Source organism: Streptomyces sp. NPDC006339, from assembly GCF_040612775.1.
In the GTDB taxonomy this organism is placed as follows: domain Bacteria; phylum Actinomycetota; class Actinomycetes; order Streptomycetales; family Streptomycetaceae; genus Streptomyces.
Window position 1 is genome coordinate 158,329 of record NZ_JBEXQW010000006.1, and the last position, 26,515, is coordinate 184,843.

General features: G+C 74.1%; 28 protein-coding genes. 11 read left to right on the plus strand and 17 right to left on the minus strand.

Annotated features, from left to right (window positions below; all coding sequences use genetic code 11):
• Positions 1-148: 148 nt before the first annotated feature.
• Positions 149-1,093: a beta-ketoacyl-ACP synthase III gene (locus tag ABZ135_RS06930; RefSeq protein ID WP_356692581.1), complete on the minus strand. Its 945-nt coding sequence runs from the start codon at positions 1,091-1,093 to the stop codon at positions 149-151.
• Positions 1,094-1,310: 217 nt separating this feature from the next.
• On the opposite strand from ABZ135_RS06930, the gene fdhD reads away from it, so the two are divergent.
• Entirely contained in the window at positions 1,311-2,150 is an 840-nt protein-coding gene (gene fdhD, locus ABZ135_RS06935) for a formate dehydrogenase accessory sulfurtransferase FdhD (RefSeq protein ID WP_356692583.1), read from the plus strand.
• An 87-nt stretch (positions 2,151-2,237) separates the two neighbouring features.
• On the opposite strand, the gene ABZ135_RS06940 is transcribed toward fdhD, so the two are convergent.
• The 4 genes from ABZ135_RS06940 to ABZ135_RS06955 form a co-directional block, all read right to left on the minus strand.
• A complete protein-coding gene (locus ABZ135_RS06940; protein WP_356692585.1) occupies positions 2,238-2,621 on the minus strand; it encodes a (2Fe-2S) ferredoxin domain-containing protein in 384 nt (127 codons plus the stop codon).
• Complete coding sequence (locus ABZ135_RS06945) at positions 2,618-3,139, minus strand: isochorismatase family protein (protein ID WP_356692587.1); 522 nt, start codon at positions 3,137-3,139, stop codon at positions 2,618-2,620. The genes ABZ135_RS06940 and ABZ135_RS06945 overlap by 4 nt, the downstream gene beginning before the upstream one ends.
• A gap of 25 nt (positions 3,140-3,164) precedes the next feature.
• Positions 3,165-3,650: a MarR family winged helix-turn-helix transcriptional regulator gene (locus ABZ135_RS06950; protein WP_356692589.1), complete on the minus strand. Its 486-nt coding sequence runs from the start codon at positions 3,648-3,650 to the stop codon at positions 3,165-3,167.
• Positions 3,651-3,853: 203 nt separating this feature from the next.
• Positions 3,854-4,972 carry a bile acid:sodium symporter family protein gene (locus ABZ135_RS06955; RefSeq protein ID WP_356692591.1) on the minus strand — a complete coding sequence of 373 codons (1,119 nt, stop codon included), beginning with the start codon at positions 4,970-4,972 and terminating at the stop codon, positions 3,854-3,856.
• A 109-nt stretch (positions 4,973-5,081) separates the two neighbouring features.
• Between ABZ135_RS06955 and ABZ135_RS06960 the strand changes: the two genes are divergently transcribed.
• From ABZ135_RS06960 to ABZ135_RS06970, 3 genes are all read left to right on the plus strand, one after another.
• Positions 5,082-5,969 (plus strand): LysR substrate-binding domain-containing protein, encoded by an 888-nt coding sequence (locus ABZ135_RS06960; RefSeq protein ID WP_356692593.1) that lies wholly within the window; start codon positions 5,082-5,084, stop codon positions 5,967-5,969.
• 406 nt (positions 5,970-6,375) lie between these two features.
• The gene (locus ABZ135_RS06965; protein WP_356692595.1) at positions 6,376-8,205 is read left to right on the plus strand and encodes an AMP-dependent synthetase/ligase; all 1,830 of its coding nucleotides are present in this window, start codon (positions 6,376-6,378) and stop codon (positions 8,203-8,205) included.
• Positions 8,206-8,447: 242 nt separating this feature from the next.
• On the plus strand, positions 8,448-9,242 hold the full coding sequence (locus ABZ135_RS06970) for an aldo/keto reductase (protein WP_356692716.1): 795 nt from the start codon (positions 8,448-8,450) through the stop codon (positions 9,240-9,242).
• 71 nt (positions 9,243-9,313) lie between these two features.
• Here the strand turns inward: ABZ135_RS06970 and ABZ135_RS06975 are convergent, their stop codons facing one another.
• Together ABZ135_RS06975 and ABZ135_RS06980 are read right to left on the minus strand one after the other, a co-directional pair.
• Positions 9,314-10,327: a methyltransferase domain-containing protein gene (locus ABZ135_RS06975; RefSeq protein ID WP_356692597.1), complete on the minus strand. Its 1,014-nt coding sequence runs from the start codon at positions 10,325-10,327 to the stop codon at positions 9,314-9,316.
• 87 nt (positions 10,328-10,414) lie between these two features.
• Entirely contained in the window at positions 10,415-11,347 is a 933-nt protein-coding gene (locus ABZ135_RS06980; protein ID WP_356692599.1) for an AraC family transcriptional regulator, read from the minus strand.
• Between the two features lie 80 nt (positions 11,348-11,427).
• On the opposite strand from ABZ135_RS06980, the gene ABZ135_RS06985 reads away from it, so the two are divergent.
• Entirely contained in the window at positions 11,428-12,414 is a 987-nt protein-coding gene (locus ABZ135_RS06985) for an NmrA family transcriptional regulator (RefSeq protein ID WP_356692601.1), read from the plus strand.
• Here the strand turns inward: ABZ135_RS06985 and ABZ135_RS06990 are convergent.
• The gene (locus tag ABZ135_RS06990; RefSeq protein ID WP_356692603.1) at positions 12,399-13,355 is read right to left on the minus strand and encodes a YafY family protein; all 957 of its coding nucleotides are present in this window, start codon (positions 13,353-13,355) and stop codon (positions 12,399-12,401) included. The genes ABZ135_RS06985 and ABZ135_RS06990 overlap by 16 nt on opposite strands.
• 39 nt (positions 13,356-13,394) lie before the next feature.
• Here ABZ135_RS06990 and ABZ135_RS06995 point away from each other — a divergent pair, with 39 nt between their 5' ends.
• Both ABZ135_RS06995 and ABZ135_RS07000 read left to right on the plus strand, forming a co-directional pair.
• The gene (locus tag ABZ135_RS06995) at positions 13,395-13,883 is read left to right on the plus strand and encodes a hypothetical protein (protein WP_356692605.1); all 489 of its coding nucleotides are present in this window, start codon (positions 13,395-13,397) and stop codon (positions 13,881-13,883) included.
• On the plus strand, positions 13,880-14,464 hold the full coding sequence (locus ABZ135_RS07000) for a hypothetical protein (protein ID WP_356692607.1): 585 nt from the start codon (positions 13,880-13,882) through the stop codon (positions 14,462-14,464). Before ABZ135_RS06995 ends, ABZ135_RS07000 begins: the two co-directional genes overlap by 4 nt.
• Here the strand turns inward: ABZ135_RS07000 and ABZ135_RS07005 are convergent.
• Positions 14,451-15,197 (minus strand): class I SAM-dependent methyltransferase, encoded by a 747-nt coding sequence (locus ABZ135_RS07005; protein WP_356692609.1) that lies wholly within the window; start codon positions 15,195-15,197, stop codon positions 14,451-14,453. The genes ABZ135_RS07000 and ABZ135_RS07005 overlap by 14 nt on opposite strands.
• A 43-nt stretch (positions 15,198-15,240) precedes the next feature.
• Positions 15,241-15,546 carry a 4a-hydroxytetrahydrobiopterin dehydratase gene (locus ABZ135_RS07010; protein WP_356692611.1) on the minus strand — a complete coding sequence of 102 codons (306 nt, stop codon included), beginning with the start codon at positions 15,544-15,546 and terminating at the stop codon, positions 15,241-15,243.
• Between the two features lie 101 nt (positions 15,547-15,647).
• Here ABZ135_RS07010 and ABZ135_RS07015 point away from each other — a divergent pair, with 101 nt between their 5' ends.
• Positions 15,648-16,475: a helix-turn-helix transcriptional regulator gene (locus ABZ135_RS07015; protein ID WP_356692613.1), complete on the plus strand. Its 828-nt coding sequence runs from the start codon at positions 15,648-15,650 to the stop codon at positions 16,473-16,475.
• On the opposite strand, the gene ABZ135_RS07020 is transcribed toward ABZ135_RS07015, so the two are convergent.
• Complete coding sequence (locus ABZ135_RS07020; RefSeq protein WP_356692615.1) at positions 16,465-16,881, minus strand: hypothetical protein; 417 nt, start codon at positions 16,879-16,881, stop codon at positions 16,465-16,467. The genes ABZ135_RS07015 and ABZ135_RS07020 overlap by 11 nt on opposite strands.
• Before the next feature lie 240 nt (positions 16,882-17,121).
• Here ABZ135_RS07020 and ABZ135_RS07025 point away from each other — a divergent pair, with 240 nt between their 5' ends.
• Positions 17,122-18,324 carry a low temperature requirement protein A gene (locus ABZ135_RS07025; RefSeq protein WP_356692617.1) on the plus strand — a complete coding sequence of 401 codons (1,203 nt, stop codon included), beginning with the start codon at positions 17,122-17,124 and terminating at the stop codon, positions 18,322-18,324.
• 156 nt (positions 18,325-18,480) lie between these two features.
• Here the strand turns inward: ABZ135_RS07025 and ABZ135_RS07030 are convergent, their stop codons facing one another.
• The 5 genes from ABZ135_RS07030 to ABZ135_RS07050 all read right to left on the minus strand — a co-directional run bounded on the left by ABZ135_RS07030 (position 18,481) and on the right by ABZ135_RS07050 (position 23,439).
• Positions 18,481-18,645: a hypothetical protein gene (locus ABZ135_RS07030; protein ID WP_356692619.1), complete on the minus strand. Its 165-nt coding sequence runs from the start codon at positions 18,643-18,645 to the stop codon at positions 18,481-18,483.
• A gap of 54 nt (positions 18,646-18,699) precedes the next feature.
• Positions 18,700-19,002 carry a hypothetical protein gene (locus tag ABZ135_RS07035; RefSeq protein ID WP_356692621.1) on the minus strand — a complete coding sequence of 101 codons (303 nt, stop codon included), beginning with the start codon at positions 19,000-19,002 and terminating at the stop codon, positions 18,700-18,702.
• A gap of 135 nt (positions 19,003-19,137) precedes the next feature.
• Complete coding sequence (locus ABZ135_RS07040) at positions 19,138-20,538, minus strand: amino acid permease (RefSeq protein WP_356692623.1); 1,401 nt, start codon at positions 20,536-20,538, stop codon at positions 19,138-19,140.
• Positions 20,539-20,604: 66 nt separating this feature from the next.
• A complete protein-coding gene (locus ABZ135_RS07045; protein WP_356692625.1) occupies positions 20,605-22,827 on the minus strand; it encodes a phage holin family protein in 2,223 nt (740 codons plus the stop codon).
• A gap of 207 nt (positions 22,828-23,034) precedes the next feature.
• Positions 23,035-23,439 (minus strand): recombinase family protein, encoded by a 405-nt coding sequence (locus tag ABZ135_RS07050; RefSeq protein ID WP_356692627.1) that lies wholly within the window; start codon positions 23,437-23,439, stop codon positions 23,035-23,037.
• A gap of 199 nt (positions 23,440-23,638) precedes the next feature.
• On the opposite strand from ABZ135_RS07050, the gene ABZ135_RS07055 reads away from it, so the two are divergent.
• Both ABZ135_RS07055 and ABZ135_RS07060 read left to right on the plus strand, forming a co-directional pair.
• Positions 23,639-24,418, plus strand: coding sequence for an MBL fold metallo-hydrolase (locus tag ABZ135_RS07055; RefSeq protein WP_356692629.1), 780 nt, complete (start codon positions 23,639-23,641; stop codon positions 24,416-24,418).
• 192 nt (positions 24,419-24,610) lie between these two features.
• Complete coding sequence (locus ABZ135_RS07060; protein ID WP_356692718.1) at positions 24,611-25,369, plus strand: VTT domain-containing protein; 759 nt, start codon at positions 24,611-24,613, stop codon at positions 25,367-25,369.
• Here the strand turns inward: ABZ135_RS07060 and ABZ135_RS07065 are convergent.
• Positions 25,349-26,386: an MBL fold metallo-hydrolase gene (locus ABZ135_RS07065; protein ID WP_356692631.1), complete on the minus strand. Its 1,038-nt coding sequence runs from the start codon at positions 26,384-26,386 to the stop codon at positions 25,349-25,351. The genes ABZ135_RS07060 and ABZ135_RS07065 overlap by 21 nt on opposite strands.
• Positions 26,387-26,515 lie beyond the last annotated feature (129 nt).

The window sequence follows — 26,515 nt, forward strand, 5'->3', positions numbered from 1 at the left end:
CCGGAGAAGCAGACCCTCGCCGCGTTCGAAGCTAGGCGCGCACCGCACACCCCGCCACCGGGCTCCGCCGAACGGGTCAACCGTCGTCGTGGGCTCGTCGGCTGCGCTGACAGGGGGTTCCGCACCCCCCGCTCGCCCCTCCCGCCCGTCACGGCACGCGGACGACCTGCCCCGCGTACGAGAGGTTTCCGCCGAAGCCGAAGAGCAGGACCGGGGCGCCGGAGGGGAGTTCGCCGCGTTCGAGGAGCTTGGACAGGGCGAGCGGGACGGAGGCGGCCGAGGTGTTGCCGGAGTCGACGACGTCGCGGGCGACGACGGCGTTGACCGCGCCGATCTTCGCGGCGAGCGGCTCGACGATCCGCAGGTTGGCCTGGTGCAGCACCACGCCGGCCAGCTCCTCGGGGGCCGTGCCGGAGCGTTCGCAGACCTGCCGGGCGAGCGCCGGGAGCCGCTGGGTGGCCCAGCGGTAGACGGCCTGGCCCTCCTGGGCGAAGCGCGGCGGGGTGCCCTCGATGCGGACGGCGTGGCCCATCTCGGGGACCGAGCCCCACAGGACGGGGCCGATGGCTCCGGTGTCGGTCTCCGTCGCCTCGACGACCGCGGCGCCCGCGCCGTCGCCGACGAGCACGCAGGTCGTGCGGTCGGTCCAGTCCGTCACGTCGGTCATCTTGTCGGCGCCGATGACGAGCGCGCGGCGGGCGGCGCCGGCCCGGATCGCGTGGTCGGCGGTGGCGAGGGCGTGCGTGAAACCGGCGCAGACCACGTTGAGGTCCATGGTGGCGGGCGAGGCCATGCCGAGGCGGGCCGCGACGCGCGCGGCGGTGTTCGGCGAACGGTCGATCGCGGTGGACGTGGCGACGAGCACCAGGTCGATGTCGCCGGGAGCGAGCCCGGCGGCGGCGAGGGCCTTGCCGGCGGCGTGCGCGGCGAGTTCGTCGACCGGCTCCTCGGGCCCGGCGACGTGCCGGGTGCGGATGCCGACCCGGCTGGTGATCCACGCGTCGCTGGTGTCGACGAGGCCGGCGAGGTCGTCGTTGGTGAGCACCTTGGCGGGCTGGTAGTGCCCGAGCGCGGCGATTCGTGTGCCCGTCATGCCCGGGGCCCCCTAGGTGGTTCGTTCGTCGGTTCGTTCGTACGGCAGGACCACCCAGTCTCGCCAGCGACTCATGGGTAACAGGTGACGTAAACCACCAAGATTCACCCGAAGTGCCTGTTCGACCGTGACAAGAGGAGAATGGGCCGGTCAGGCCCCTGGGGGCGTTCCGCGGGGACGGTGACGTCCCGCACGGACAGAAACGAGTGCAGCGACCATGGGACGGGTCACCGAGCGACGACGTGTGGTGCGCATCAGGGGCGGGGCGGTGAGCACGCGGCCGGACACGCTGGTGGCGGAGGAGCCGCTGGAGATCCGGCTGAACGGCCGGCCGATCGCGATCACCATGCGCACGCCGGGTGACGACTTCGCGCTGGCGGCGGGTTTCCTGGTGAGCGAGGGTGTGCTCGCGTCCGCCTCCGACGTGCGGAACATCGTGTACTGCGCGGGGGCGACGGAGGACGGCTCCAACACGTACAACGTGGTGGACGTGCAACTGGCGCCCGGGGTGGCGGTCCCCGACATCACGCTGGAGCGCAACGTCTACACCACCTCGTCCTGCGGTCTGTGCGGCAAGGCGAGCCTGGACGCGGTCCGCACCACGGCCCGCTTCGCGATCGCCGACACTCCCCCGCTGCGCCTCGCGCCCGCCCTCCTCGCGGAGCTGCCGGACCGGCTGCGGGCGGCGCAGCGGGTCTTCGACCGGACCGGCGGCCTGCACGCGGCGGCGCTCTTCTCGGAGGAGGGCGAGCTGCTCGACGTACGGGAGGACGTGGGCCGGCACAACGCCGTGGACAAGCTCGTGGGGCGGGCGCTGCGGGAGGGCCTGCTGCCGCTGGAGCGGGCGGTGCTGCTGGTGTCCGGGCGGGCCTCGTTCGAGCTGGCGCAGAAGGCGGTGATGGCGGGCGTTCCGGTGCTCGCGGCGGTGTCGGCGCCGTCGTCGCTGGCGGTGGACCTGGCGGTCGAGTCCGGGCTCACCCTGGTCGGTTTCCTGCGCGGACAGGACATGAACGTGTACGCGGGTGAGCACCGGATCGATCTGGACCGGGTGCCTTAGGCCGAGTCTTCCGTATCTGGCATATCTGGCGTATCTGGCGGGGTGTCTTCCGGAGCTTGCGGGGCCTTCCGGAGCTTGCGGGGCGGCTCAGTTACGGGGCGGGTCGATCATCTGGAGTTCGAGCGTGGCCGGGGGCGGGGCGATTCCGGGGCCGCCCGCCGCGGTCCAGGCGAGGACGTCGTCGAGGCAGTCGTGGTCGGCGCTCCAGCCGATCCAGGCGGCCCGGCCGCCCCGGCGGCGCCCTTCGGTGGACGGCTGGACCACGAGCACGTTGGCCTGGGCGCAGGGTCCGAGGCAGTCGCTGGTACGGACGACGAGCCGGCCGCCGGAGGCCGCCGCGGCCTCCTTGAGGCGGGCGAGCTGGCCGGCGTGGTCCATGCCGGGGTTCTTCCGGGCGTCGCCGCAGCAGCAGCCGCGGCAGACGACGAGGGAGCAGGGGCGGGCCCCGTACCGTATCGGCACGCGGGTCATGCGGCGCCGCCGAGGGTGATCGCGCCGGTGGTGGCGACGGTGCCGAGGCGCGGGAAGTCCAGTCGGACGGAGGCGTGGTGCTCGTCGGCGGTGAGGGCGGTCATGGCGTCCTCGGCGAAGACGAGGTCGTAGCCGAGGTCGGCGGCGGCGCGGGCGGTGGACTCGACGCCGAGGTTGGTGGCGATGCCGCCGAAGACGAGGGTGGACACGCCACGGCCGCTGAGGAGCGCGTGCAGCCCGGTGTCCTGGAAGCCGCCGATCGTGCGCTTGACGACGACGTCGTCGCCGTCGTGGACGAGTTCGGCGACGAGGTCGCTGCCGGGCGGCTGGGTGTCGACGCCCGGTCGTTCGACCCGGATGTGGACGACGGGCGCGCCAGCGGCGCGGAAGGTGCCGGCGAGCCGGCCGGCCGCGTCGAGGACGTCGGTGCCGGGGCGGGGCGCGAGCGGCAGCGCGACCATGCGTTCCATCAGGTCGACGAGGACGAGCGCGGTGCGGTCGGGATCGAGTGCGGGCATGGGAGCACCGTATCGGCCCCGATGATCACCGCGGGGCGGGCGGCGGTGTGATCCCGCCAACGGCGTCGGCGGGTTCGAGGGCGATACGGCGGAGCATCGCGAGGAACCGGTCGCGTTCGGCGGGTTCGAGGGGGGCGAGGAGCTCCTCGTTGGCGCGGTCCGCGAGGCGGCGGCAGCGCTCGAGGAGGCGCAGACCGTCGGGGGTGGCGGTGATGGCGTTCTTGCGCCGGTCGTGGGGGTCGGGGGCGCGGCTGACGTAGCCGTCGGTCTGGAGGTCGTTGAGGACGCCGACCATGTCCTTGGGGTCGATGGCGAGGCTGCGGCCGAGTTCCGCCTGGGCGACGGGCCCGCGTTCGGCGACGGCGGCGAGCACGGCGTGGTGCCACATCCGCATGCCCTCGCCGACGAGGGCGGCGGCGACGAGCCCGCGGCCCCGGGTGGCCGCGCGACCGAGGAGCCAGCTCGGCAGGTCGGCGAGGGCGCGGGGGGCGGGCGGGGTGTGGGCGGCCATGGCCGGAAGTCTACGTCGCGACGAGCAAAACCGTTGGACTTCCCCACGATCAGTCTCTGCCCCGGGCGCCCCGGACGGAGACACCGGCTCCGCCAGGCACCGCTCCCGCGCGGACTCGGTCCATCACGTCGAGCGCGCCCCACCGGCCCGGGCGCGGCCTACCGCGCGACATCGCCCCGGCATGGCCCGGCGCCCCGCCTGCTTCACCGCCCCCGCAGCCCTTCGGCCCCCGCCGCCGGCACGGGCTCGGCGCTCCCGTCAGTGCCGCCGGTCCCCGCCCCGGCGCCGGCCGCGACGGTCTCCCCCGCCGCCCCCGCCTCCCCCGCCGTCTCGGGGTCGCGGGCCCGGCGGCGGGCGATCACGGCGCAGACGATGAGCTGCATCTGGTGGAAGAGCATCAGCGGCAGCACCGCGAGCGCGGCCTGCGCGCCGAAGAGCACGCTCGCCATCGGCAGACCGGCCGCCAGGCTCTTCTTGGAGCCGGCGAACTGGATGGCGATCCGGTCCTCCCGCCCGAACCCGAGCCATCGCGCCCCGTACCAGGTCAGCGCCAGCATGGCGGCGAGCAGCACCGCCTCCACGAGGAGCAGCAGTCCGAGCCTGGCCGGGGTGACCAGCTCCCAGACGCCCCCGGTCATGCCCGCGCTGAAGGCGGTGTAGACGACGAGCAGGATCGAGCCGCGGTCGACGCGACCGAGCACCTTCTTGTGCCGAGTGACGAATCCGCCGATCCAGCGGCGCAGGAACTGCCCCGCCAGGAAGGGCACGAGGAGCTGGACCACGATCTTGACCAGCGAGTCCGCGGAGAAGCCGCCCGCGCCGCTGCCGAGGAGCAGGGCGGCGAGCAGCGGGGTGAGGAGGATGCCGGCGAGGGAGGAGAAGGAGCCGGCGCAGATGGCGGCGGGCACGTTGCCCCGGGCCATCGAGGTGAAGGCGATCGAGGACTGGATGGTGGACGGAACCAGACAGAGGAAGAGGAATCCGCTGTACAGGTCGGCGGTGAGGACGGTCGGTACGAGCGCCGCGGCCGCCAGGCCGAGCAGCGGGAAGACCAGGAAGGTGCAGGCGAGGACGGTGGTGTGCAGCCGCCAGTGCTTCAGCCCGTCCCACGCCTCGCGGGTGGAGAGCCGCGCCCCGTAGAGGAAGAAGAGCAGCGCGACGGCTCCCGTGGCGGCGCCGTTCGCGACCGTCGCCGCCGTCCCGGAGGCGGGCAGCAGCGCGGCGAGCCCGACGGTGCCGACCAGCGCCAGGATGTACGGGTCGATCGGCAGCCAGGACGGCAGGAGGGGGCCGCGGGAGCCGCGGGACGTGCGGGAGCTCATGGCGTCCATCCTGGTGGACGCCCCCGCGATCGGGAATCCCGTACAGCGCACTGACTGTCATCACGGAACGCGATGACAGCGGCCGAGGGCGGGCGGTAGCGTCGGAGGCGTGTACGAGCCGACGCAGCTACGCACCTTCCTCGCCGTCGCCCAGACCCTGAGCTTCACCCAGGCCGCCCGGCGGCTCGGGCTGCGCCAGTCGACCGTCAGCCAGCATGTGCGGCGGCTGGAGGGGGCGACCGGCCGGCCGCTCTTCGTCCGCGACACCCACGGAGTGGAGCTGACCGAGGACGGCGAGGCGATGCTCGGCTTCGCCCGCACGATCCTGGAGGCGCACGAGCGGGCGGCGACCTTCTTCACCGGGACGCGGCTGCGCGGCCGGCTGCGCTTCGGCGCCTCGGAGGACTTCGTCACCACCCGGCTGCCGGAGATTCTGGAGGCGTTCCGGCGCGAGCATCCGGAGGTCGACCTGGAGCTGACGGTCGAGCTGTCCGGCACGCTCCAGTCCCGTCTGGAGGCGGGGCGGCTCGATCTGATACTGGCCAAGCGGCGCGGCGGCGGCGAGAGCGACAGCGAGGGCGCGAGCGAGGGCGAGCTGGTCTGGCAGGACGTCCTGGTGTGGATCGGCGCGCCGCGGCTGCGGCTCGACCCGGACCGCCCGGTGCCGCTGATCGTCTATCCGCCGCCGGGTATCACGCGGGCCCGCGCCCTGGAGGCGCTCCAGGCGCAGGGGCGGTCGTGGCGGATCGCCTGTACGAGTTCCAGCCTGAGCGCCAATGTGGCGGCGGCGCGGGCGGGGCTCGGCGTGATGGCGCACACCCGTGGTCTCGTACCGCCCGGTCTCGTCGAGCTCCCGGCCCGCGCGGGGCTCCCCGAGCTCGGTGCCGTGGACTTCGTCCTGCGCAAGGGGCGGCGGCGCGGGGCGACGCAGGACGCGGCGGACGCGCTGGCCTCGGCGATCCTGGCGGGCGGCGACCGCCTCCACCGCCCGCGCTGACGGCGCACCGGATGCGCGGGCGCCGCGCGCCCGCCCCGCACCCCGCCGCCCATCGGCCCGGACAACCCCACCGGCCCGGGTGCCCCCACCCGCCCGGATGCCCCACCCGCCCGGATGCCCCACCGGCCCGGATGCCCCACCGGCCCGGATGACCTCACCCGCCCGGGTGCCCCCACCGGCCCGGGTGAGCGCTCTGCACAGATTCCGTGGAGATTCCGGCCGCCCCCGTACCGCGGCGGTCCGGCGGCGAACCCCGCGAACCGTTCACTTGCCCGTTTTCCCTTGCTGACCTGTGGATACGTGCATTGTCGCGGCTTGGTGAAGGTTCTCCCGCCGCGCTGCGGTCTGGGGTAGGTTCACCGGCGCCGTGCGGAGCGCGACGCCGAACGGGGGAGGGAGCAGGTCAGTGCGCGAGTTCACCGTGCCGCCCGTCGAGGCGGCGCCTCAGGTCGGCGGTCTGGCGGACGCCGTGTTCGACCACGCGGAGCGGCAGCCGGACCGGGTCGCGCTCGGCCGCAAGGACGCGGCGGGCCGGTGGCGGGACGTGACGGCCGCGGAGTTCCGGGACGAGGTCCTGGCGCTGGCGAAGGGGCTGATCGCGCAGGGCGTGCGGTTCGGCGACCGGGTCGCGATCATGGCGCGTACCCGCTACGAGTGGACGCTCTTCGACTTCGCGCTGTGGACGCTCGGCGCGCAGCCGGTCCCGGTGTACCCCACCTCCTCCACCGAACAGGTCTACTGGATGCTGCACGACGCCGAGGTCACGGCGTGCGTGGTGGAGCACGAGGACCACGCGATGACGATCGGTTCGGTGATCGACCGGCTGCCCCGGCTGCAGCGCCTGTGGCAACTGGACGCCGGCGAGGGCGCGGTCGCGGAGCTGATGGCGGCGGGCGCGGACATCGACGAGGACGTGGTGCACCGGCACCGGAAGGCCGTGACCCCCGAGTCGGTGGCGACGGTGATCTACACCTCCGGCACGACGGGCCGGCCCAAGGGCTGTGTGATCACCCATTCCAACTTCATGTTCGAGACGGACATGCTGATCGGCCGCTGGGAGCCGGTCTTCCACTCCCGGCCCGGCGACGAGGCGTCCACCCTCCTCTTCCTGCCGCTCGCGCACGTCTTCGGGCGGATGGTGGAGGTGGCGGCGATCCGGGGCGGGGTGAAGCTGGGCCACCAGCCGGTCCTCGCGGCCTCCGAGCTGCTGCCGGACCTGCGGGCGTTCCGGCCGAGTTTCGTCCTCGCGGTGCCGTACGTCTTCGAGAAGGTCTTCCACGCGGCCCGCCGCAGGGCCGAGGCGGAGGGGAAGCGGGGCGCGTTCGACAAGGCCGTGGACGTGGCGGTGAAGTACGCGGAGGCCCTGGAGCACAGGGCCTTCGGCCTCGGTCCCGGGCCGTCGGCGGCGTTGCGGATGCAGCACCAGTTCTTCGAGAAGACGGTGTACGGGAAGGTCCGGGAGGCGCTCGGCGGCCGGGTGCGGCACGCGATGTCGGGCGGCTCGGGCATGGACCGGCGGCTGGGCCTCTTCTTCGAGGGCGCGGGCGTCACGATCTTCGAGGGGTACGGCCTGACGGAGTCCTCGGCGGCGGCGACGGCGAACCCGCCGGAGCGCACCAAGTACGGGACGGTCGGGCAGCCGGTGCCGGGGACGACGGTGCACATCGCGGAGGACGGCGAGGTGTGGCTGCACGGCGGCCACATCTTCTCCGGGTATCTCAACAATCCGCAGGCGACCGGCGCGGTGCTCAACGACGGCTGGCTGGCGACGGGTGACCTGGGCGCGCTCGACGAGGACGGCTATCTGACGATCACCGGGCGCAAGAAGGAGATCCTGGTGACCGCGAGCGGCAAGAGCGTGTCGCCGGCGGGTCTGGAGGAGCGGGTGCGGGCGCATCCGCTGGTGGCGCAGTGCATCGTGGTGGGCAACGACCGTCCGTATGTGGCGGCGCTGGTGACGCTGGACCAGGAGGCGGTGGAGCACTGGCTGGCGATGCAGCACCGGCCGCCGCTGCCGCCGGCGGAGCTGGTGCACGACCCGGCTCTGGAGACGGAGATCCGGCGGGCGGTCGTGGCGGCCAACACGCTGGTGTCGCAGGCCGAGTCGATCCGCACCTTCCGGATTCTGGCGCACCCGTTCAGCGAGGAGCACGGGCTCCTCACCCCGTCCCTGAAGCTGAAGCGGAAGGCGATCGAGCAGGCGTACGCGGCGGAGGTCGAGGCGCTGTACCGCTGAGGGGCGGGCCGGGGGGCGGGCCCTGCTCTGGCTCCGGCCTCGGCCGTGCCCACACACCGCAACCCCGGTCCCCGGTCCCCGCTCCCGCTCCGGCTCCCGTGGCAATTTCTCCGGCCCGGCGGAATGCGATCGGGGTCGTGATCGTTGAGGCTGGGTGGAGTGAACCGCGACGACGATAGGAACGACCCCTCGTGAGCACGGACAGCAAGGTGCCCTTCCTCACCCTGAACAACGACGTACGGATGCCGCAGCTCGGCTTCGGCGTCTGGCAGGTGCCGGACGACGAGGCCGAGCAGGCCGTGACGACGGCCCTGGAGGCCGGCTACCGCTCCATCGACACGGCCGCCATCTACGAGAACGAGACGGGCACGGGCAAGGCCCTCGCCGCCTCGGGGCTCCCCCGCGAGGAGCTCTTCGTCACGACCAAGCTGTGGAACAGCGAGCAGGGCTACGACTCGACGCTGCGCGCCTTCGACGCCTCCCTGTCCAGGCTGGGCCTGGACTTCGTCGACCTGTACCTGATCCACTGGCCGGTGCCGGCGAAGGACGCGTACGTCGACACCTACCGCGCCTTCGAGAAGATCCTCGCCGACGGCCGGGCCCGGGCCATCGGCGTCTCCAACTTCCTGCCGGAGCACCTGGAGCGGCTGATCGGCGAGACCTCCGTGGTGCCGGCCGTGAACCAGATCGAGCTGCACCCGCAGCTCCAGCAGTCCGCCTCCCGCGAGGCGCACGCCCGTCTCGGCATCGCCACGGAGGCGTGGTCGCCGCTCGGCCAGGGCAAGGGCCTCCTGGAGGTCCCGGCGATCGTCGCCATCGCGCGGAAGCACGACCGTACTCCGGCCCAGGTGGTGCTGCGCTGGCACCTCCAGATCGGGAACGTGGTGATCCCGAAGTCGGTGACGCCGTCCCGTATCCGGGAGAACATCGACGTCTTCGACTTCGAGCTGGACGCCGAGGACCTGGCGGCCGTCGCCGCGCTCGACGAGGGCCGCCGGCTCGGCCCGGACCCGGCCGGGTTCAACGCCGGCGCCTGAGCCGGCACCCGACCGGGACCGACCGGCACCCGACCGGGACCGACCGGGACCGACCGGGACCGGCCTGCGGCTCACTTCGCCTTGCGGCCCGTGTGGACGGTGCGGGCGGTGAGCAGGAAGACGTCCGGGCGGGCGTGCAGGGAGAGCGGCTCCGCCGGGTCGAGCAGCCGGTCGACGGCGGCGCGGTCGTCGTCGGCGATGCGCTCGGCCAGCCCTTCCCGCAGCCGCGTGTAGTGGGCGACGACCTGTTCGCGCACGGCGGCCGGCAGCGGGGCGGGGACGTCGCAGAGGAAGCTGCGGGTGCCGCTCGGGGTCAGCCCGGCGTCGGCGAGGAGGGCGCCCCAGTCGTCGATCTCCTCCTTGGTGTCGGGCAGCCCGGCCCGCATCTCGCCGAACCAGTCGGCGTTGGCCGCGTCGAGCCGCGCCTCCAGGCCGGGACGGCCGACGCCCTGGTTCCACGGCAGATGGCGGGAGGGCAGCCCGCCCTCGGCGAGGGCGATGAGGCCGCCCGGGTTCAGCACGTCCGCGAAGGCGGCGAGGGCGGCCCGCTGGTCGCCGATGTGGTGCAGCGAGTTGCTGGCCCAGATGAGGTCGGCGGTGCCCAGGGCGCCGAAGTCCTCGGGCAGTTCGGCGCGCAGGGTGCTCACCCGGTCGCCGACGCCCCGGGCGTCGGCCCGCTCGCGGGCGAGCGCGAGGAGTTCGGGGGTCGCGTCGACGGCGACGACCTCCGCCTCGGGGAACGCCTCGGCGAGCAGGACGGTGACGACCCCGGGCCCGCTGCCGAAGTCCAGGATTCGGCGGACCGAGGCCGCGGGGGCGAGCGAGGCGAGCCAGGCGGCGGCCTCCGCGTAGAGCGGGCTCTGGGTCTCCGCCTGCTGGGTGAGCAGCGAGGCCATCGCGGCCCAGTCGAGGTCGGATCCGTCGTGGCCGTGCCCGTGGCCGTGCCCATGCCCCGGGGCGTGCCCATGCCCTGTGCCCGATCCATGGCTCTTGCCGGGTCCGTGGCCCGTGCCGGGTCCGTGGCCGCCGTGGTGCGCCTGGCGGTCGTGGGCGTGCCCCTGGGAGGTGTGCTCGTTTGTGCTCATGGGGACAGCGTGCGACGCCCCTGCCGCGTACGCGAGAAAACTTGCCGGTCCGGCAAGCGCTGCCCTGAGGTGTGTCGGCCGAACGGGTCACCCGCGGCCGCGGTACTCCTGCGGGCTGATCCCGCGGACCCGCTTGAAGGCGGCGCTCAGCGCGAAGGCACTGCTGTAGCCGACCCGGCGGGCGACGGACTCCACGGTCGCGTCCGACTGCCGCAGCAGATCGGCGGCGTGGGCGAGACGCCGTCCGGTGAGGTACGCCATCGGGGGCTCCCCCACCAGGTCGGTGAAGCGGCGGGCCAGTGCCGCCCGCGAGACGCCGGCCTCGTCGGCGAGGGAGGCGACCGTCCACGGCCGGGCCGGTTCGTCCTCCATGAGCCGCAGGGCCCGGCCGACCACGGGGTCGCCCATCGCCCGGTACCAGGCGGGCGCGGCGGCCCCGGGCCGGGCGAACCAGGCGCGGACGGCGGCGATGAGCAGCAGGTCGAGGACCCGGTCGAGGACGACGCTCTGGCCCGGTTCGTCCCGGGAGATCTCCTCCGCGAGGAAGGGCATCAGCGGACACCGCCACACGTCCGCCGGCAGGTGGAGCAGGCCGGGCAGCGCGTCCAGCAGCCGCCGGCTGACCTCACCGGCCAACTGGTAGGTGCCGACGAGGACGGTGGTGGCGCCGTCGGGGGCGTTGCCCCAGGTCCGTACGCCCAGGCTCATCGACTCGGCGAGCGGTTCGCCGCTCAGGGTGGTGCAGTGGCCGCCGGGGCCGATGACGGCGGTGGGCGGGGCGTCGGCGGTGTGGGCGACGGTGTACGGCTCCGGGCCGCGGGCGATGGCGAGGTCACCGGGCCGCAGCAGGACGGCCGCTCCGGTGCCCGGCACGATCCATGCCTCGCCGTCGGTGACGCACATCAGGCACAGCGGCGCCCGGTCCGCGATGCGTACGGACCAGGGTGGGTCCATGACCATGCGCAGGACGAAGGCGCCCTTGGCGCGGGGCCCGTCAAGGAGACCGGCGAGTGCGTCCATGGCGGCAGCGTAGACGGACGCGTATGCGGGTGAGCCGGTGGAGCATGGGCAACGGGCGCCCCCGCCACGAGCCTTGAGCCATGACGACGAACAGGAACGCCAGGCACAGCACGAACAGCAGGAACAACGAGAACGACACGAACGACACGAACGACTCGTGGACGGTGCTGGTCACGGGCGCCACCGGCAAGACCGGGCGCCGGGTGGCGCGGCGTCTCTCCGAGCGCGGCATGGAGGTGCGGGCGGGTTCGCGCACCGGCGGCACCCGCTTCGACTGGGAGGACCCGGCCACCTGGGGCCCGGCCCTGGACGGCGCGGACGCCGCGTACGTGAACTACCACCCCGACCTCGCCGCTCCCGGCGCCCCGGAGGCACTGCGGGCTTTCGGCGGGCTCGCGGCGGCGCACGGGCTGCGGCGACTCACGCTGCTGTCCGGTCGGGGCGAGCCGGAGGCGGTCCGCGCGGAGGAGGCGCTGCGCGGCCCGGTCCGGGCCGCCGGGTCCGAACTCACCGTCGTCCGGGCCTCCTTCTTCGCGCAGAACTTCGACGAGGGGCTGCTCGCCGAGGGCGTCGCGGCCGGGACGATCGCCTTTCCCGCGGGGAACACGGCGGAGCCGTTCATCGACGCGGACCACCTCGCGGAGGTGGTCGTGGAGACGCTGATCGGGGATGGGCACGCGGGCCTGGTCCACGAGGTGACCGGGCCCCGGGCGCTGACCTTCGCCGAGGTGGCGGCGGAGCTCTCCCGCGCGTCGGGCCGTGAGGTGGTGTACGTGCCCGTGGGTGAGGCCGAATTCGCCGGGATGCTGGCCGGGTTCGGCGTGCCGGAGGAGGAGGCGGCCTGGCTGGCCGGCCTGTTCGCGGCGCTGCTCGACGGGCACAACGCGCCGGTGACGGACGGGGTGCGGCGGGTGCTCGGGCGTGAGCCGCGCGACTTTTCCGCCTACGCGGCGCGGGCGTTCGCCCCGACGGCCTCCGCACCAACGGCCTCCGCACCAACGGCCCCGGCCCCGGCACCCGCCCCAGCAACGGGCGTTCAGACGAAGGCCGTTCAGGCACCGGCGTAACGCGCGGCCAGCGTCCGTACGGTGGCGGCGATCCGCTCGCGGAGGTCCTCGGGTGCGAGGACCTCCACCTCCGTGCCGAGGGCGAGCAGGGTGTCGTGGGCGTGGTCGGGTCCTTCGACGGGCAGGGTGGCCCGGGTCCAGCCGTCGGGTTCCGGTGTGCCGTTCTCGGCGAGCGCGCGGGCGGCGGCGCCGGTCAGCCGGGTGGCGCCGCGCGGGGAGATCCGGACGACGGCCTCGCCCCGGTGCAGCCGGGCGTGGAAGTCCTCCTGGCTCGCCCGCCAGTGGGCGGCCAGGTCGAAGCCCTCGGGCACGACGGCCTCCTCGTCGGTGACGGTGAGGTCCAGGATCTGGTCGACCCGGTACGTACGGGGGCCGGGCCCGGCGACCAGGTACCAGCGGCCCGCCTTGAGCACCAGCCCGTACGGCTCCAGGCGCCGGTCGACGTCGGTCGGCTCCTTCCAGCGGCGGTAGCGGACGGCGAGCACGCGGCCCGCGCGGACGGCGTCGGCGACCTGCGGCAGGAAGGGCGCGCCGGTGTCCTGGGCGTACCAGCCGGGCGCGTCGATGTGGAAGCGGGCCCGGAGCCGGTCGACGTGCTCGCGCAGCGGTTCGGGCAGGGCGGCCCGCAGTTTCAGCCGGGCGTCGGCGAAGTGCCCGCCGAGCCCGAGCTCGTCGGCGGCGGCCGGGAGCCCGGCCAGCACCAGGGCCTCGGCCTCGCGCGCGTACAGGCCGGTGAGCCGGTTGCGGTGACCGGCCAGCAGCCGGTAGCCGCCGCGGTGCCCGGCGTCGCCGTAGAGCGGCACTCCGGCGGCGTGCAGCGCTTCGACGTCCCGGTAGACGGTGCGGACGGAGACCTCCAGCTCCTCGGCGAGCTGGGCGGCGGTCATCCGGCCACGGGTCTGGAGGAGCAGCAGGATCGTCAGAAGACGGCTGGACTTCACTGACACAAGATGTCAGTGAAGCGTTCCTACAGTCCAGCCATGGCTTTCGCAGAGAAGTACCTCCTCGTACAGGAGCCGGTCGTCGTCGGCGGCCGGCACGTCAAGCGCTACCACGTCACCGCCGACCCGGCCGGCATCGCACCGGAGGTGGAGAAGGCGGCGTACGCGCTGCTGCCCGAGCTCCTCCCGGAGCCGGACGGCACCCCGGCGGCGAGCTTCGCCGTGCTGCACCGGGGCGGTGACACCGGCGCGTATCTGAACGTCTATAGCTGGGTGTGGGACAACGTGCTGCACTTCTCCGGCGCGGCGGCGGGGCAGCCGGCCCTCGACTGCCCGGATCTGGACCCGACGCACTTCGTACGGACCGCGCCGGGCGCGCGGAACTGGATCGGGTGCGTGTGGGAGCTGGCCCCGCTCGGCCACGAGCGCGCGGCCTGGGCGCGGCACGTGCTCGCGCCCGAGACCCCGGACCTCGCCGGCTACGTCCGGGACGCGCTGCGTTCCGGCACGACGGAGGTGCGGGCATGAGCGGCGACGGCGCCGGCTCGGGGCCCGGCTCCGGGTCGTGTTCCGACCTCGGCCCGGGGCCCGGGTCGGGGGGCGGGCCCGACTCCGCCCCCGGCTCCGACTCCGGCTCCGGCTCCGGCCCCAGCTCCGGCTTCGGCTTCGGCTTCCTCGACGGCCGGTTCACCGTCCGCAACCGCCGGCTGGCGGAACCGCTCGACCCGGACAGCGGCTGGGACGTGTTCGACGGGCACACGACGGGCCGGCTGTTCTGGGACGGCCGGGCGCACGTCGACGAGATCGTGTTCCCCTCGAAGGGCTTCAGCGGTCTGACGCTGCGGCTGTACGAGCCGGAGACCGGCGAGTGGACGCTGAACTGGTCGGCGAGCCGGACCGGCAGGCTGGAGCCGGCGGTGCGGGGCCGGTTCGGCGCGGACGGCACGGGTGAGTTCTTCGGTGACGACGTCTCGGCGGGGCGACCGGTGCGGGTGCGGTTCCGCTGGTCCGGCATCACGGCCGACGCGGCCCGCTGGGAGCAGTCCTTCGCGCCGGCCGGCACGGAGGCGTGGGTGACGAACTGGGTGATGGAGTTCAGCCGCGCCTGACGTAGCGGGCCAGCGGGTAGGCAGGGTCGGCGCGGGGGCGGTCCTGGTCCGGCAGGGCGGCGAGGGCGGCGCACAGGGCGTCGACGTCGGCGGCCATGCCGCGGAACCAGGAGGCGTAGTAGCCGCCGCGCAGCTTCTCGGCCGTGCGGCGCGGGGTGGTGCCCTGCCCGTGTCCGGTGAAGGTGGCGCCGGGCGCCGGGCTCAGTCCGTGGGCGGCGGCGTACGCGGTGACGCGGTCGGCGCGGTCGGAGCCGGCCCCGGGCGCGCGGTGCGGGCGGAGCAGCGCGTCGATGTCGCTGCCGACGTCGTGGGCGGCGTCCTTGTCGACAGTGGTGACGAACACGCCGCCGGGCCGCAGCACCCGGGCCGCCTCGGCGACGATCTCGTCGGCGAAGGGCACGAGGTGCAGCAGCCAGACGGCGGTGACGGCGTCGACCGAGCCGTCCGGCAGCGGGAGCCGGCGGGCGTCGGCGCGCACGACGCGGCCCGGGACGCGGCCGACGGCGGTGCGCAGCATCGCATGGGCGGCGTCGGCTCCGTAGACGGCGAGGCCGGTCCGGGCGAGGCGTTCGGTGACGAGGCCGGTGCCGCAGGCGAGGTCGAGCACGGTGCGGGTGCCGGGCGGCAGCAGCCGCAGCAGGGCGTCGGCCGCGGCCTCGGCGCGCGGCACGCCGCCACGGGTCTCGTCGTAACGCGCGGCCTCGGCCTCGTAGTCGAGAATCGTCTCCCCCATGGGCGAGATCGTACGTCGGGGGCCTATCGGGGCGGCGGCCGGTTCAGCTCGCGCCGTGGCCGGGTGCCACGGCCTCGACGCGCTCGGCCAGTTCGAAGTCCTTCTCGGTGACGGCCCCGCCGGCCGAGTGGGTGTTCACCGCCAGAGCGACGGTGTTGTAACCGAGCGTCAGATCGCTGTGGTGGTCGAGCTCCTGCTGGATCTGGGCGACGTGGACGACGAGCGCGGTCGCGGCGAAGTGGTCGGGGAGGCGATAGCCGCGGGTGAGCCGGTCGCCCTCGACGGACCAGCCCGGCAGCTCTCGCAGGCGGTCCTCGATCTCCTTCTGCGACAGGGGCTGTGTGGGCACGTGGTGCTCCCTCCGGTCGTACGGCTGGTGAAGGTGGTGCGTGATGACGGCGCGGTCCCGGGGAAAGCTACCCGGGTCCTCCTCTGGGATACCGTCTGGCCATGACAACTGTCGTGACCGACACGGGTGTGGGTCCGCTGCTGCGCGGCTGGCGCGAGCAGCGGCGGCTGAGCCAGTTGGAACTGGCGCTGCGGGCGGAGTCGTCCGCCCGGCACATCTCCTTCATCGAGACCGGCCGCTCGCGCCCCAGCGAGGAGATGATCCTCAGGCTGGCCGAGCACCTGGACGTACCGGTGCGGGATCGCAACGCCCTGCTCCTGGCGGCCGGTTACGCCCCGCGCTTCACCGAGTCGCCGCTCGACGCGCCGGAGCTGGAGACGCTGCGCGAGGGGATCGAGCGGCTGCTGCAGGGATACGAGCCCTATCCCGCGCTCGTGGTCGACGGCTCCTACACGGTGGTGGCGGCCAACCAGGGCATCGGGATGCTGATGGCGGGGCTGCCGGAGCACCTGCTGACGCCGCCGCTGAACGCGATGCGGATCACGCTGCACCCGGAGGGGCTTGCGCCGCGGATCCGCAATCTGCGGGAGTGGCGGGGGCATCTGCTGGCCCAGATGGAGCGCCAGATCGGGCTGGCCCGGTCGGAGTCACTGCGCGCCCTGTACGAGGAGGTGGCGGCCTATCCGCTGCCGGAGGGGGCGGCGGCCGATCCGGAGGACCGGGAGGATCCGGAGCCGTACCCGTACTTCGCGCTGCCGATGCGGATCGAGCACGACGGGCAGGTGCTGTCGTTCGTGTCGTCGATCTCCACCTTCAACACGCCGATGGACGTGACGGTCGCCGAGCTGGCCATCGAGACGTTCCTCCCGGCCGACCCGGCGACGGTCGCGTATCTGCAGACGGTGAAGGAGCGCACCCTCAACGGGTAGCGGCGCGCAGGGCGGTCCACTGGAGCAGGGCGAAGCCGGCGACGGAGCCGGCCTGCATCAGGGTCCACACCGCGCCCGCGGTGGTGGGCTCCAGCCAGGCGGCGAGCGCGACGACACTGAGCGCCGCCCACAGCAGGTTGATCTCCACGACGGCCTTCACACCGAGGGCGGGCGGCTGCGGGCGGCTGGCCAGCCAGGCCACGCCGGCGGCGAACACGGTGAGGAAGACGCCGAGTTCGATCAGCAGGCCGCGGTCGACGCCGAGGAACGCGCCGATCGGCCCGGAGGCGACGAGGTAGGCGAGCCCGTTGCCGCCCGTGACGACGGCGTCGAGGGCGAGGAACCGGCGCACCATGGACCGCGGCTGGGTGGTGCGGGAGAGACCGGCGAGCAGGGTCTGGGACATGGCGGATCACCCTCCAGTGAGGCGTAACTGACGTTCGGGAACCCGGCGCCCGGGCGGAGTGCGCCGCCCGGACCCCGGTGACCACGAGCATGCCGGGGCGGGCGGAGCGGGTCGATTACGCGGGAGGTAATGCGGGAGGTGGTGCGGGCCCGGGGCGGCCCGGGGGTGGGGGCGGTGGCTGGGTATTCTTCGCGGCTGGACGGCCGGGGGACGCCGGCCCGCTCGTACAGGGGGTGTGCCGTGAGGCGCAAGGAGCGGTCGCGGCTGGTCGCGACCGGGGACGACCACAAGGTCACGCCGGCGGAGCTCTTCTTCGACCTGGTCTTCGTGTATGCGATCACGCAGGTCACGGCCTTGATGGCGGCCGCTCCCTCGCCGGTGCGGGTGGTCGGGGCGATGGCGGTGCTGGCGCTGTTGTGGTGGTGCTGGTGCGCCTTCGCCTGGCTGGGCAATGTCGTGCGGGCGGACTCGGGCGCGTTGTTCGCGGTGTTCGTGACCGTGATGACGGTGGTGTTCGTGGTCTCGCTCGACGTGCCCGAGGTCTTCGCGGACGCGCCGGGCGGGCTGCCGGCGGCACTGGTGTTCGTCGTCTGTTACGGCGCGGTGCGGGTGCTGCATCTCGTCTCGTACTGGCTCTCCGGCCGGGGTGACGCGGCGCTGCGCGCCACGCTGCGGCGCACCGCGCTGGCCTCGGTGCTCCCGCCGCTTGTGCTGCTCCTCGTGGGGTGCGCGTACGACGGGAACGTGCGGCTGCTGCTGTGGCTGGGGGCGGTGGCGATCGACTACGGCGGCATCTACGTCACCGGCTCGTCCGGCTGGCGGGTCAACTCCCCCGGCCACTTCGCCGAACGCCACGGGCTGATCCTGATGATCGCCCTCGGCGAGTCGTTCCTGGCGATGGGCGTGGGCGTGTCCGGCTTCCCGCTGACGGTCACGGTCATCGGGGCGTGCGCGGCGGGGCTGCTGCTCGCGGCCGGGCTGTGGGCGCTGTACTTCCGCCGGATCGGCGAGATCGCCGAACACCGGCTCGCGGCGCAGGACGGCGACGACCGCACGCGCTTCGCCCGGGACGTGTACACCTTCCTGCACCTGCCGCTGGTGGCGGGCGTGGTGCTGTGCGCGCTCGGCATGAAGAAGGTCCTCACCCAGGTCGCCGACACGGGCCACTACGGCCTGGCCGAGCCCTTGCACGGGACGGTGGCCTGGTCGCTGACGGGCGGGGTGGGCGTCTTCCTGCTGGGCACCGCGGCGATCGTGCTGCGGTCCTCCGGACCCCGACCGGTGGCCCTCCTCGTCGGGAGTGTCTGCTGCCTGGTGGCGGGGCCTGTGGTGACGCTGGTCCCGGCGCTGCTCTCCCTGGCCGCCCTCGCGCTCACTGTGACGGCGCTGGTGGGCCTGCACGGCCGGGCGGAGCGGGAGCTTCAGCCGGTGCCGGCGGCCTGATCGGATCCTGGATCCGATCAAGGGATCCCATATTTTGGATCCAATATTTCGGATCCGACTATGAGGCATCGGGGCTTCGGATCCGGCATTTCGGATCCAATATTTTGGATCCGGGATCCGCCGCAGACTCCGGCGGATCCCTGCGACTCCGGCCGGTCAGTCCGCCCGGCCCTCCGGTTCGGCGGACCGGACCGGTGCGGTCGTGCGGGCGGCGGGCGGTTCCGCCGTCCGTTCCGGTTCGGGGCGTTCACCGCGGTGGTTCTGGCGGGACGCCTCGGCGCGCAGCAGGGCGTTGAGCACGGCGAAGGGGTCGACGGGCATGGTGGAGCTCCTTGCGTCGGTGGGGGGTGAAGGGTGCGGGAGAGGTCGGACCTCTCAGCACCGCATCACCGCCGACCGGGGAGCGTCGCCGCGCTCGGGCGGTACGGACACGAGGACGGGGCGGCGGTCGGGCGCCGGGCGCCATGGGACGCGGGGCACGGCGGGCCGCCGGACCGCGCGGGCGGGCGCAGTCGCCTCGGTCTCGGCGGTCTCCTGGGTCTCCGCGCCCGGCTCGGCCGCCGTGGAGACGATCCGGGACTCGCCCTCGGCGATCCCGGCACCCGCTCCGGATCCCACGCCGAGCAGCGCGGCCAGCACGAGCAGCACCGCGAGCGGGAACCGGGCGAGGGGTCTCATGGAGATCCGTACTGCCCGCCGCGGACACCCGTCTGCCGTCCTGGCCGGAAGATCCGCCCGGGCGGCCTACGCTCCCGGCCCGCTTTTCACCGCACCGGAGGGCATCGAGGGCATCGGACGCACGTCCGGACGACCTCAGCCGGCGGTCGCCGCCCCGCGCACCCTGCGGGCCGCCATCGCCGCGTACACCAGCACACCCACGAAGAGGAACAGCACGCCCTGGTAGACGGCCGCGTAGCCGGAGCCGGCGACGAGCCAGAGGGAGAAGCCGAAGGCGGCGAGGGCGAGGACGCCGTCGCGGACGAGGCGGGCGCGGGAGACCTTCTCGGACTGGCCCGAGAGCAGGAAGTAGATCTGCGCGGCCGTGGAGAGCAGGTAGGGCACGGTGGCGGTGAAGGTGGTGATCAGCACGAGGATCTCGAAGACGCCCTGGGTGCCGGCCGTGTAGTTGTAGACCGTCAGGAGCGAGGCGAGTACGACGGTGGCGAGGACGCCGACGGTGGGCACACCGCGCCGCTTGACGGTGAAGACCTTCGGGAACAGTCCGTCGCGGGCGGCGGCGTACGGCGCCTGGGCGCTGAGCAGGGTCCAGCCGTTGAGCGCGCCGACCATGGAGACCAGCGCCATGCAGGCGACGGCCGCGCCGCCCCAGGAGCCGCCGAACATGACGTTCACGGCGTCGGAGAAGGGCGCGGTGGAGGTGACGAGCTTGTCGTGGGCGACGGTACCGAAGACGGAGAGGGTGCCGAGCAGGTAGAGCGCGGCGGCGCCGAGGGTGCCGAGGACGGTGGCACGGCCGACGTTGCGGCGCGGGTCGCGGACCTCGCCGGCGCTGACGGCGGCGGACTCGACGCCGAGGTAGCTGAAGAGCAGGATCGCGGCGGAGGCGGAGACCGCGCCGAGCGCGCTGCCGTCGGTGGCCTGGAAGGGGCCGAGGTTGGCGCTGTCGAAGAAGAAGAACCCGCCGATGGCGACCAGGAGCAGCGGGACGAACTTCAGGACGGTGGCGACGATCTGCACGGCGCCGACGTAACGGGTGCCGGCCAGGTTGGCGAGCGCGGGCAGCCACTGGATCAGCAGGGCGGCGCCGATGGTGGCGGCCTTGGAGTCGTGGAGGGGGACGAGGACGTCGAGGTAGCCGACGGCGGCGACGGCGAGGGCCGCGTTGGAGACCCAGGCGGTGATCCAGTACGACCACGCGGCGAGGAAGCCGGCGAAGTCGCCGAAGGCGGCGCGGGCGTAGACGTAGGGGCCGCCGGTCTGCGGGAGGCGGTGGGCGAGCCGGCCGAAGACGAGGGCCAGGGCGATCGCGCCGAGGGTGAGGATGCCGAAGGCGACGAGGCTGATGGTGCCGAAGGGGGCGACGGAGGCGGGGAGGAGGAAGATGCCGCCGCCGATGATGTTGCCCATGACGAGCGCGGTGGCTACGGGGAGTCCGAACCGCCGGGCGTGGCGGCTGGGCTGCCCCTCTGCGGGCGTGAGGGCGGGGGCGGAACCGGTGCCGGTGGGGGCGGGGCTGGTGGGGGCCGTGCTCATGGGGGGTGGTGCGCCTCTCGTCGTACAAACGCACCCATGGTCCGGTAGGTGAGACGGGGCGCCAAATCACCCGTTTTTGTCCGGCAGGGCGGGCCCGTCAACCGGAAGAAGTGCTTCCGTACGGCCGTTCGGCGGGGAAATCTCCAGGGGCACCTGGGGGCCGTGCCCCTCCCTCAGCCAGCCGCGCAGCACCTGGTGCACCTGCTCGGCGCCCACCAGGTCCTCGGGCGGCGCCGACAGCTCGCGCGGCCACATCAGGAAGGCGCGTCCCTGCTCGCCGCCCAGGCCGCCGTGCGAGCCGATCTGCTCCTCGAAGGCGTGGACCGTGCCGGTCTCCGGGTCGTACATCGAGTTGACCATGATGTCGGCGACATGCGGGAAGCCGTCGGTGCGCCGCACCGCCTCGGCCGCTCCCGGCCCGAAGACGGCGAGCGGCCCGTCGGCGGCGCCCCCGTACCCTTCGGCGGCTTCGGGACCCTCGGTGAGTGCGGTGACCGGCACCTCCACGCCGTCCCGGGCGAGCACCACCGAGCCGTGCTCCTCGCTCGCGACGAGCAGGAAGCCGATCCCTGGGTGGTGGGCGAGGGTGCGCAGCAGCGCCGGGTGGAGCCGGTCGATCTCCTCGCGGGTCATCCGGTGCGGGACGCCGGGGAAGGAGACGAGCCCGAGGTTGCCGGAGGCGAGCACGATCGGCTCGGGAGCGCGGGCCGCGGCCACGGCCGCCGCCTCGGCTTCGGCCTCCGCCTCGTCCTTCCCCTGGTCGTCGACGGGCCGGTGCAGCACGCTGCGCAGCGCGTCGCGGGCGGCGTCTCTAGCCTCCGAGGCCGCTCCCCCGGGCTCCGTCCGGGGATGCCCCCAGGGGGTGCGCCCCACCCGGCGGGGCACGGGCAGGCCGCAGCCGACGCGGACCAGTTCGCGCAGGGTGAGCCCGTACGCGGACGCGAAGGTCTCCCCCGGGCTCTGCCCGTGGTCGGAGAGCAGCACGATCCGGTACGGGCGGGGCGCGTGCTCGGCGACCTCGGCGATCAGGGCGATCGCCCGGTCGAGCCGTTCGAGGACCTGGTCGGTGTCCGGGCCCTGCGGCCCGGAGTGGTGGGCGACCTCGTCGTAGGCGACGAGGTCGGCGTAGACGGCGGTCCGCCCCGCCAGCATGTCGCCCATGACGGCGGCGACCACCACGTCCCGCTCGACGACCGTGGCGAAGGCCCGTACGAAGGGATAGAGGCCGCCGCGCGAGACCCTCGGGGTGTCGCGGCGGAGCCGGGCCCGCGTCGACTGGACGATCTCGCGCAGGACCTCGGCGACGAAGGAGCCCGCGGTGCGGACGGCGTTGGCGGGGTCGGAGAAGTACGCGAAGTATCCCGAGCGCGAGCGGTTGCGCCGCCCTCGGCGCGCGGCCATCGACAGGACCAGCGCGAGCTGGTCCGCGCCGCCGCTGAACAGGTTGCCGCGGGAGGCCCCGTCGAGGGTGAGCAGCCCGCCGTCGCCGGTGCGTGCGACGGCGCGGCGCTGGAGTTCCACGGCGCTCGCCGGCCGGTTGGACACCATGAGCCGGCCGGTGTCCTTCTCGTACCAGCGGAAGGCGGGCACGTCCTCGTTGGAGCCGTGCAGGATGCCGAGCTGGCTGGCACCGGTCTGGCTGGACCAGTCGGTGCGCCAGGAGGTGAGCGCGTGGGTGGTGGCGAGCCAGTCGGCGACGGTGGGCATCCGGCCGGCGGCGACGGCGTCGCACAGCACCCGGTGGCCGACGCCGTCGAGTTGCAGGAAGACGGTGCCGGGTACGGGTTCGGCACCGCCGTGGGCGGTCCGGCGGCGGGTGCGGTCGGTCAGCCGGTAGAGGCGGCGCCGGTAGGCGTCGTCGTCGTGGACGGCGAGCGCGGTGGAGGTGGCCGAGGCGACCGCCGACATCACGGCGGCGACCACGACGGCGGTCTCGGGGTCGGCGGCGCCGCGCCCGTCGGGGATCAGCCAGAGCGCGACGAGCAGCAGCGAGCCGTTGAGGAAGAAGACCAACAGGCCGAGGACGAGCGCCGGTACGAGGAGCAGGGCCCGCACGATGAGGGGCCACACCAGGGCCCCGAGCAGACCGAAGGCGCCCGCGCCCCAGGCGGCGGTGAGCGCGGTCCGGGTGACGCTGTCGCCGTCGGGCGACTGGAGCTGGAAGTCGGGGAGGAGACCGGCCAGGGCGAGCAGGGTGAGGGTGGAGACCGCCCACACCGTGATCACCCGCAGCAGGGCGCGGCCCGCGCTCCGCCAGCGGGCGGGGATCCGTCCTCGCCCTTCACCCACGCCTCGTTCGCCTTTCACCCGATTCCTGCCCCCAGCGTGGCACAACGGGCACCCGGCGGGGCGGGGCGACAGGTGTGCGACGGGCGCAGTCGGCGCGTGCTGTTTCGGTGCGCGCTGCCGGCGCATGCTGTTTCGGCGTGCGCTGCCGGCGCATGCTGCCGGCGCGCGCTACGGGCAGGTGCTGTCGGCGCGGGTGCCGACGCGGGCTCAGGAGCCGTCGTATCCCGCGGTGGGCATGGAGAGCCTGCGGTGCACGCCGGCCTTCATCGAAGCGTCGTACGCCGGTTCGTCGAGGCCCGCCGTCTCGAGCCGCACCCCGCGCCGCTCGCACTCGGCGAAGAACGCGCGGACGTCGGTCAACGCGCGGGCGAGGACGCGTTCGTTCGGGGCCACGAAGAGGTCGACGGCGCCTTCCTCGACGTCCGCCCACAGCGCCTGGTGGTCGGGCCTGATGCCATAGCAGGAAAGCTGCCGCGTCACCACATAACCCTTGTCGCCGGCCCAGCGGACGCACATGGCGTGCTGGCTGCGGGTGTCGACCAGGAAGGGGTCTTCGTCGAGCTCTTCGAGCGGGGTGAGGCTGGCGATCGCCGCCACCCGAACGTCGTCCATGGGGCGACCCTACTGCGTCGCACGGCGCCCGAGGAGGGTTTCGGTATACCAAGTGCGGCGCTCCGGCGAAGACCGGCCACGGACGTTTCCCCTCGTTCCGGGCGGCCTCCGCGTTATGGTCGAGAGTCGAGCGTCGGGCGTCGAGAGTCGAGAGTCGAGATCCGTGGGCGGGAGACGGCGGCGGAGGAAGAGAGGTGGCGTGGCGGTGGAGGTCACCTGGTGGGGTCATGCCACGTGCACGGTCGAGGACTCCGGGGTCCGCTTCCTGACCGATCCGCTCTTCGCGCGCCGGCTCGCGCATCTGCGCCGCCGTCGCGGCGCGCCCCCGCCACCGGAGGCGGCGCGGGCCGAGGCCGTGCTGGTCTCGCACCTGCACGCCGACCACCTCCATCTCCCCTCGCTCGCCCGGCTCGCCCCGGGCACCCGTCTCATCGTGCCGTCAGGCGCGCCCCGTGCCGTACCGGCCCTGCGCCGGCTCGTCGACCGGGGGCTGCGGCTCACGGAGCTGGCGCCGGGGGACGAGGTGTCCGTCGAGGGCGTGACGGTACGGGCCGTCCCGGCCCTGCACGACGGGCGCCGGCTCCCGGTGGGACCGCACCGCTGTCCCGCGCTCGGTTACGTGGTGGAGGGCGAGGCCCGCACCTACTTCGCCGGTGACACCGGCCTGTTCGACGGCATGGCGGAGGCGGTCGGCGCGGTCGACGTGGCGCTGCTGCCGGTCGGCGGCTGGGGCCCGTATCTGGGCCACGGCCATCTGGACGCGGGCCGCGCCGCCGAGGCGCTGGCCGCTCTGTCCCCGGCGGCCGCGGTGCCGGTGCACTACGGCACGTACTGGCCGATCGGCATGGACGCGATCCGGCCGTACGAGTTCCACTCCCCGGGCCACGAGTTCGTCCGGCACGCCTCCCGGCTCGCCCCGAAGGTCGCGGTCCACCTGCTCGCGCACGGCGAACGGGTCCGGCCGGAGGTGGCGCGATGAGGACGGGGCGGGGCGGGGTGCTCGCGCGCGGTGCGGGGCGGTGGGGCGCGAGGCGGTGCGGCGCGGGGCGGTGGGGCGTGGAGTGAGGGGGCGCGGGGCGGTGGGGCGTGCTCGTGTGCGGTGCGGGGTGGCTCCGCGCGGCTTCGCCGCGTGGGCGGGGGGCGCCCGGTGATCGACCGGCTCCTGGCGGCGGTGCGGGAGCTGCCGCCGGAGTCGACGCAGCAGGCCGTCGGCTATCCGTCCCTGTTCCTGCTGGTGGCGCTCGGCGCCCTGGTGCCGGTGGTGCCGACGGGCGCGATCGTGAGTTCGGCGGCGGTGGTGGCCTTCCATCAGACCTCGCCGTTCGCGCTGCTCTTCGTCTTCCTGGTGGCGTCCTTCGCCGCGTTCGTCGGCGATCTCGCGCTCTACTGGCTGGGCCGGCGCGGGGTCCGGTCCCGCAACGGCTCGCGATGGCTGGCGGCCCTGCGCGGCCGGGTGACGCCGGAGCGCCTCGCCCAGGCGCAGGAGCGGCTGGAGAGCCATCAGGTGTCGGTGCTGGTGCTTTCGCGGCTGGTGCCGGCGGGGCGGATCCCGGTCATGCTGGCCTGCCTGCTCGCCGGAATGCCGCTGCGGCGCTTCGCGCGGGGCGACCTGCCCGCGTGTCTGGCGTGGGCGGCGACGTACCAGCTCATCGGCATCCTGGGCGGTTCACTCTTCCCCGAGCCGTGGCAGGGCGTGGTGGCCGCGGTGGTGCTGACCGTGCTGGTCAGCGCGGTGCCGTCGCTGTGGCGCCGGGTGCGCGGCGGCGGGCACCGCGAGCTCCCGTCAGCTCCGAGCCCGGACGCCCCCCAGGGCTCGGGCTCGGGCGCCTCCTCGGACTCGGACTCCGGCTCGGGCTCGGGCGGCTCCTCGGGCTCGGAGGCATCCTCCGGCCCGGACACCCCCTCCGGGTCAGGGGACGAGCACCCGTGAGCCGCCCACCGGGAGGTCCCACAGGTCCTCGCGGGGCAGGCCGGCCTTCTCCCAGGCGGCCCGGACGCGGGTGAGCGGTTCGAGGACGGGTTCGGAGGAGAGCACGAAGGTGGCCCAGTGCATGGGTGCCATCCGGCGCGCCCCGAGGTCCTGGAAGGCGCGGACGGCCTCCTCGGGATCGGTGTGGACGTCGCTGAGCCACCAGCGCGGGTCGTAGGCGCCGATCGGCAGGAGGGCGAGGTCGATCCCGGGGTGGCGGCGGCCGATCTCGCCGAACCAGTGGCCGTAGCCGGTGTCGCCGGCGAAGTAGGTCCGGTGCCCGGCACGGTCGGTGAGCACCCAGCCGCCCCACAGGGAGCGGCAGGTGTCGAGCAGGGTGCGCTTCGACCAGTGGTGGGCGGGGACGAAGTCGAAGCGGACGCCGCCGAGTTCGGCGGCCTCCCACCAGTCGAGCTCGGTGACACGGGTGAAGCGGCGGCGGGTGAACCAGCGGCCGAGGCCGGCCGGCACGAAGACGGGAGTGTGGCGGGGCAGCCGTTTGAGGGTGGGGGCGTCGAGGTGGTCGAAGTGGTTGTGGCTGATGACGACGGCGTCCACCCGGGGCAGGTCCTCCCAGCGGACGCCGACGGGGGTGATCCGGGCCGGGGTGCCGAGGATGCGGCGGGACCAGACGGGGTCGGTGAGCACGGTGAGGCCGCCGATCCGCAGCACCCAACTGGCGTGGCCGGCCCAGGTGACGGCGACGGTGTCGGGCCCGGCCTCGGGCAGCGGGCCGGGCGAGAACGGCAGCAGCGGGATGTCGCGCAGCCCGTCGGGCCCGGGGCGCACGGCGCCCTCGCGGGCGAGCCGGGCCATGGCGCGTACGCCGGGCAGCGGCGCGGTCAGCCGGTCGGCGAAGCTGCGGGGCCAGTCGTGACGCAGCCGGCCGACGGACTGGAGCCGGGTGGAGGGATGCGGGGCTTGGGGGGTACGGGCGGAGTGCGGGGCCCGGGGTGGCTGGGCCGTCTGTTCCGTCATCTCTGCGCCTCCGTCTGTTCCGTCTGGTCCGTGCCTGCCGTCTGTGCGGCGCAGTCCGTGCCGTGCCGTCCCTGCCGTACGTCCGTGCCGTACGTGCCGTCCGTGCCCTGCCGTCCGCGCTGTGCCGTC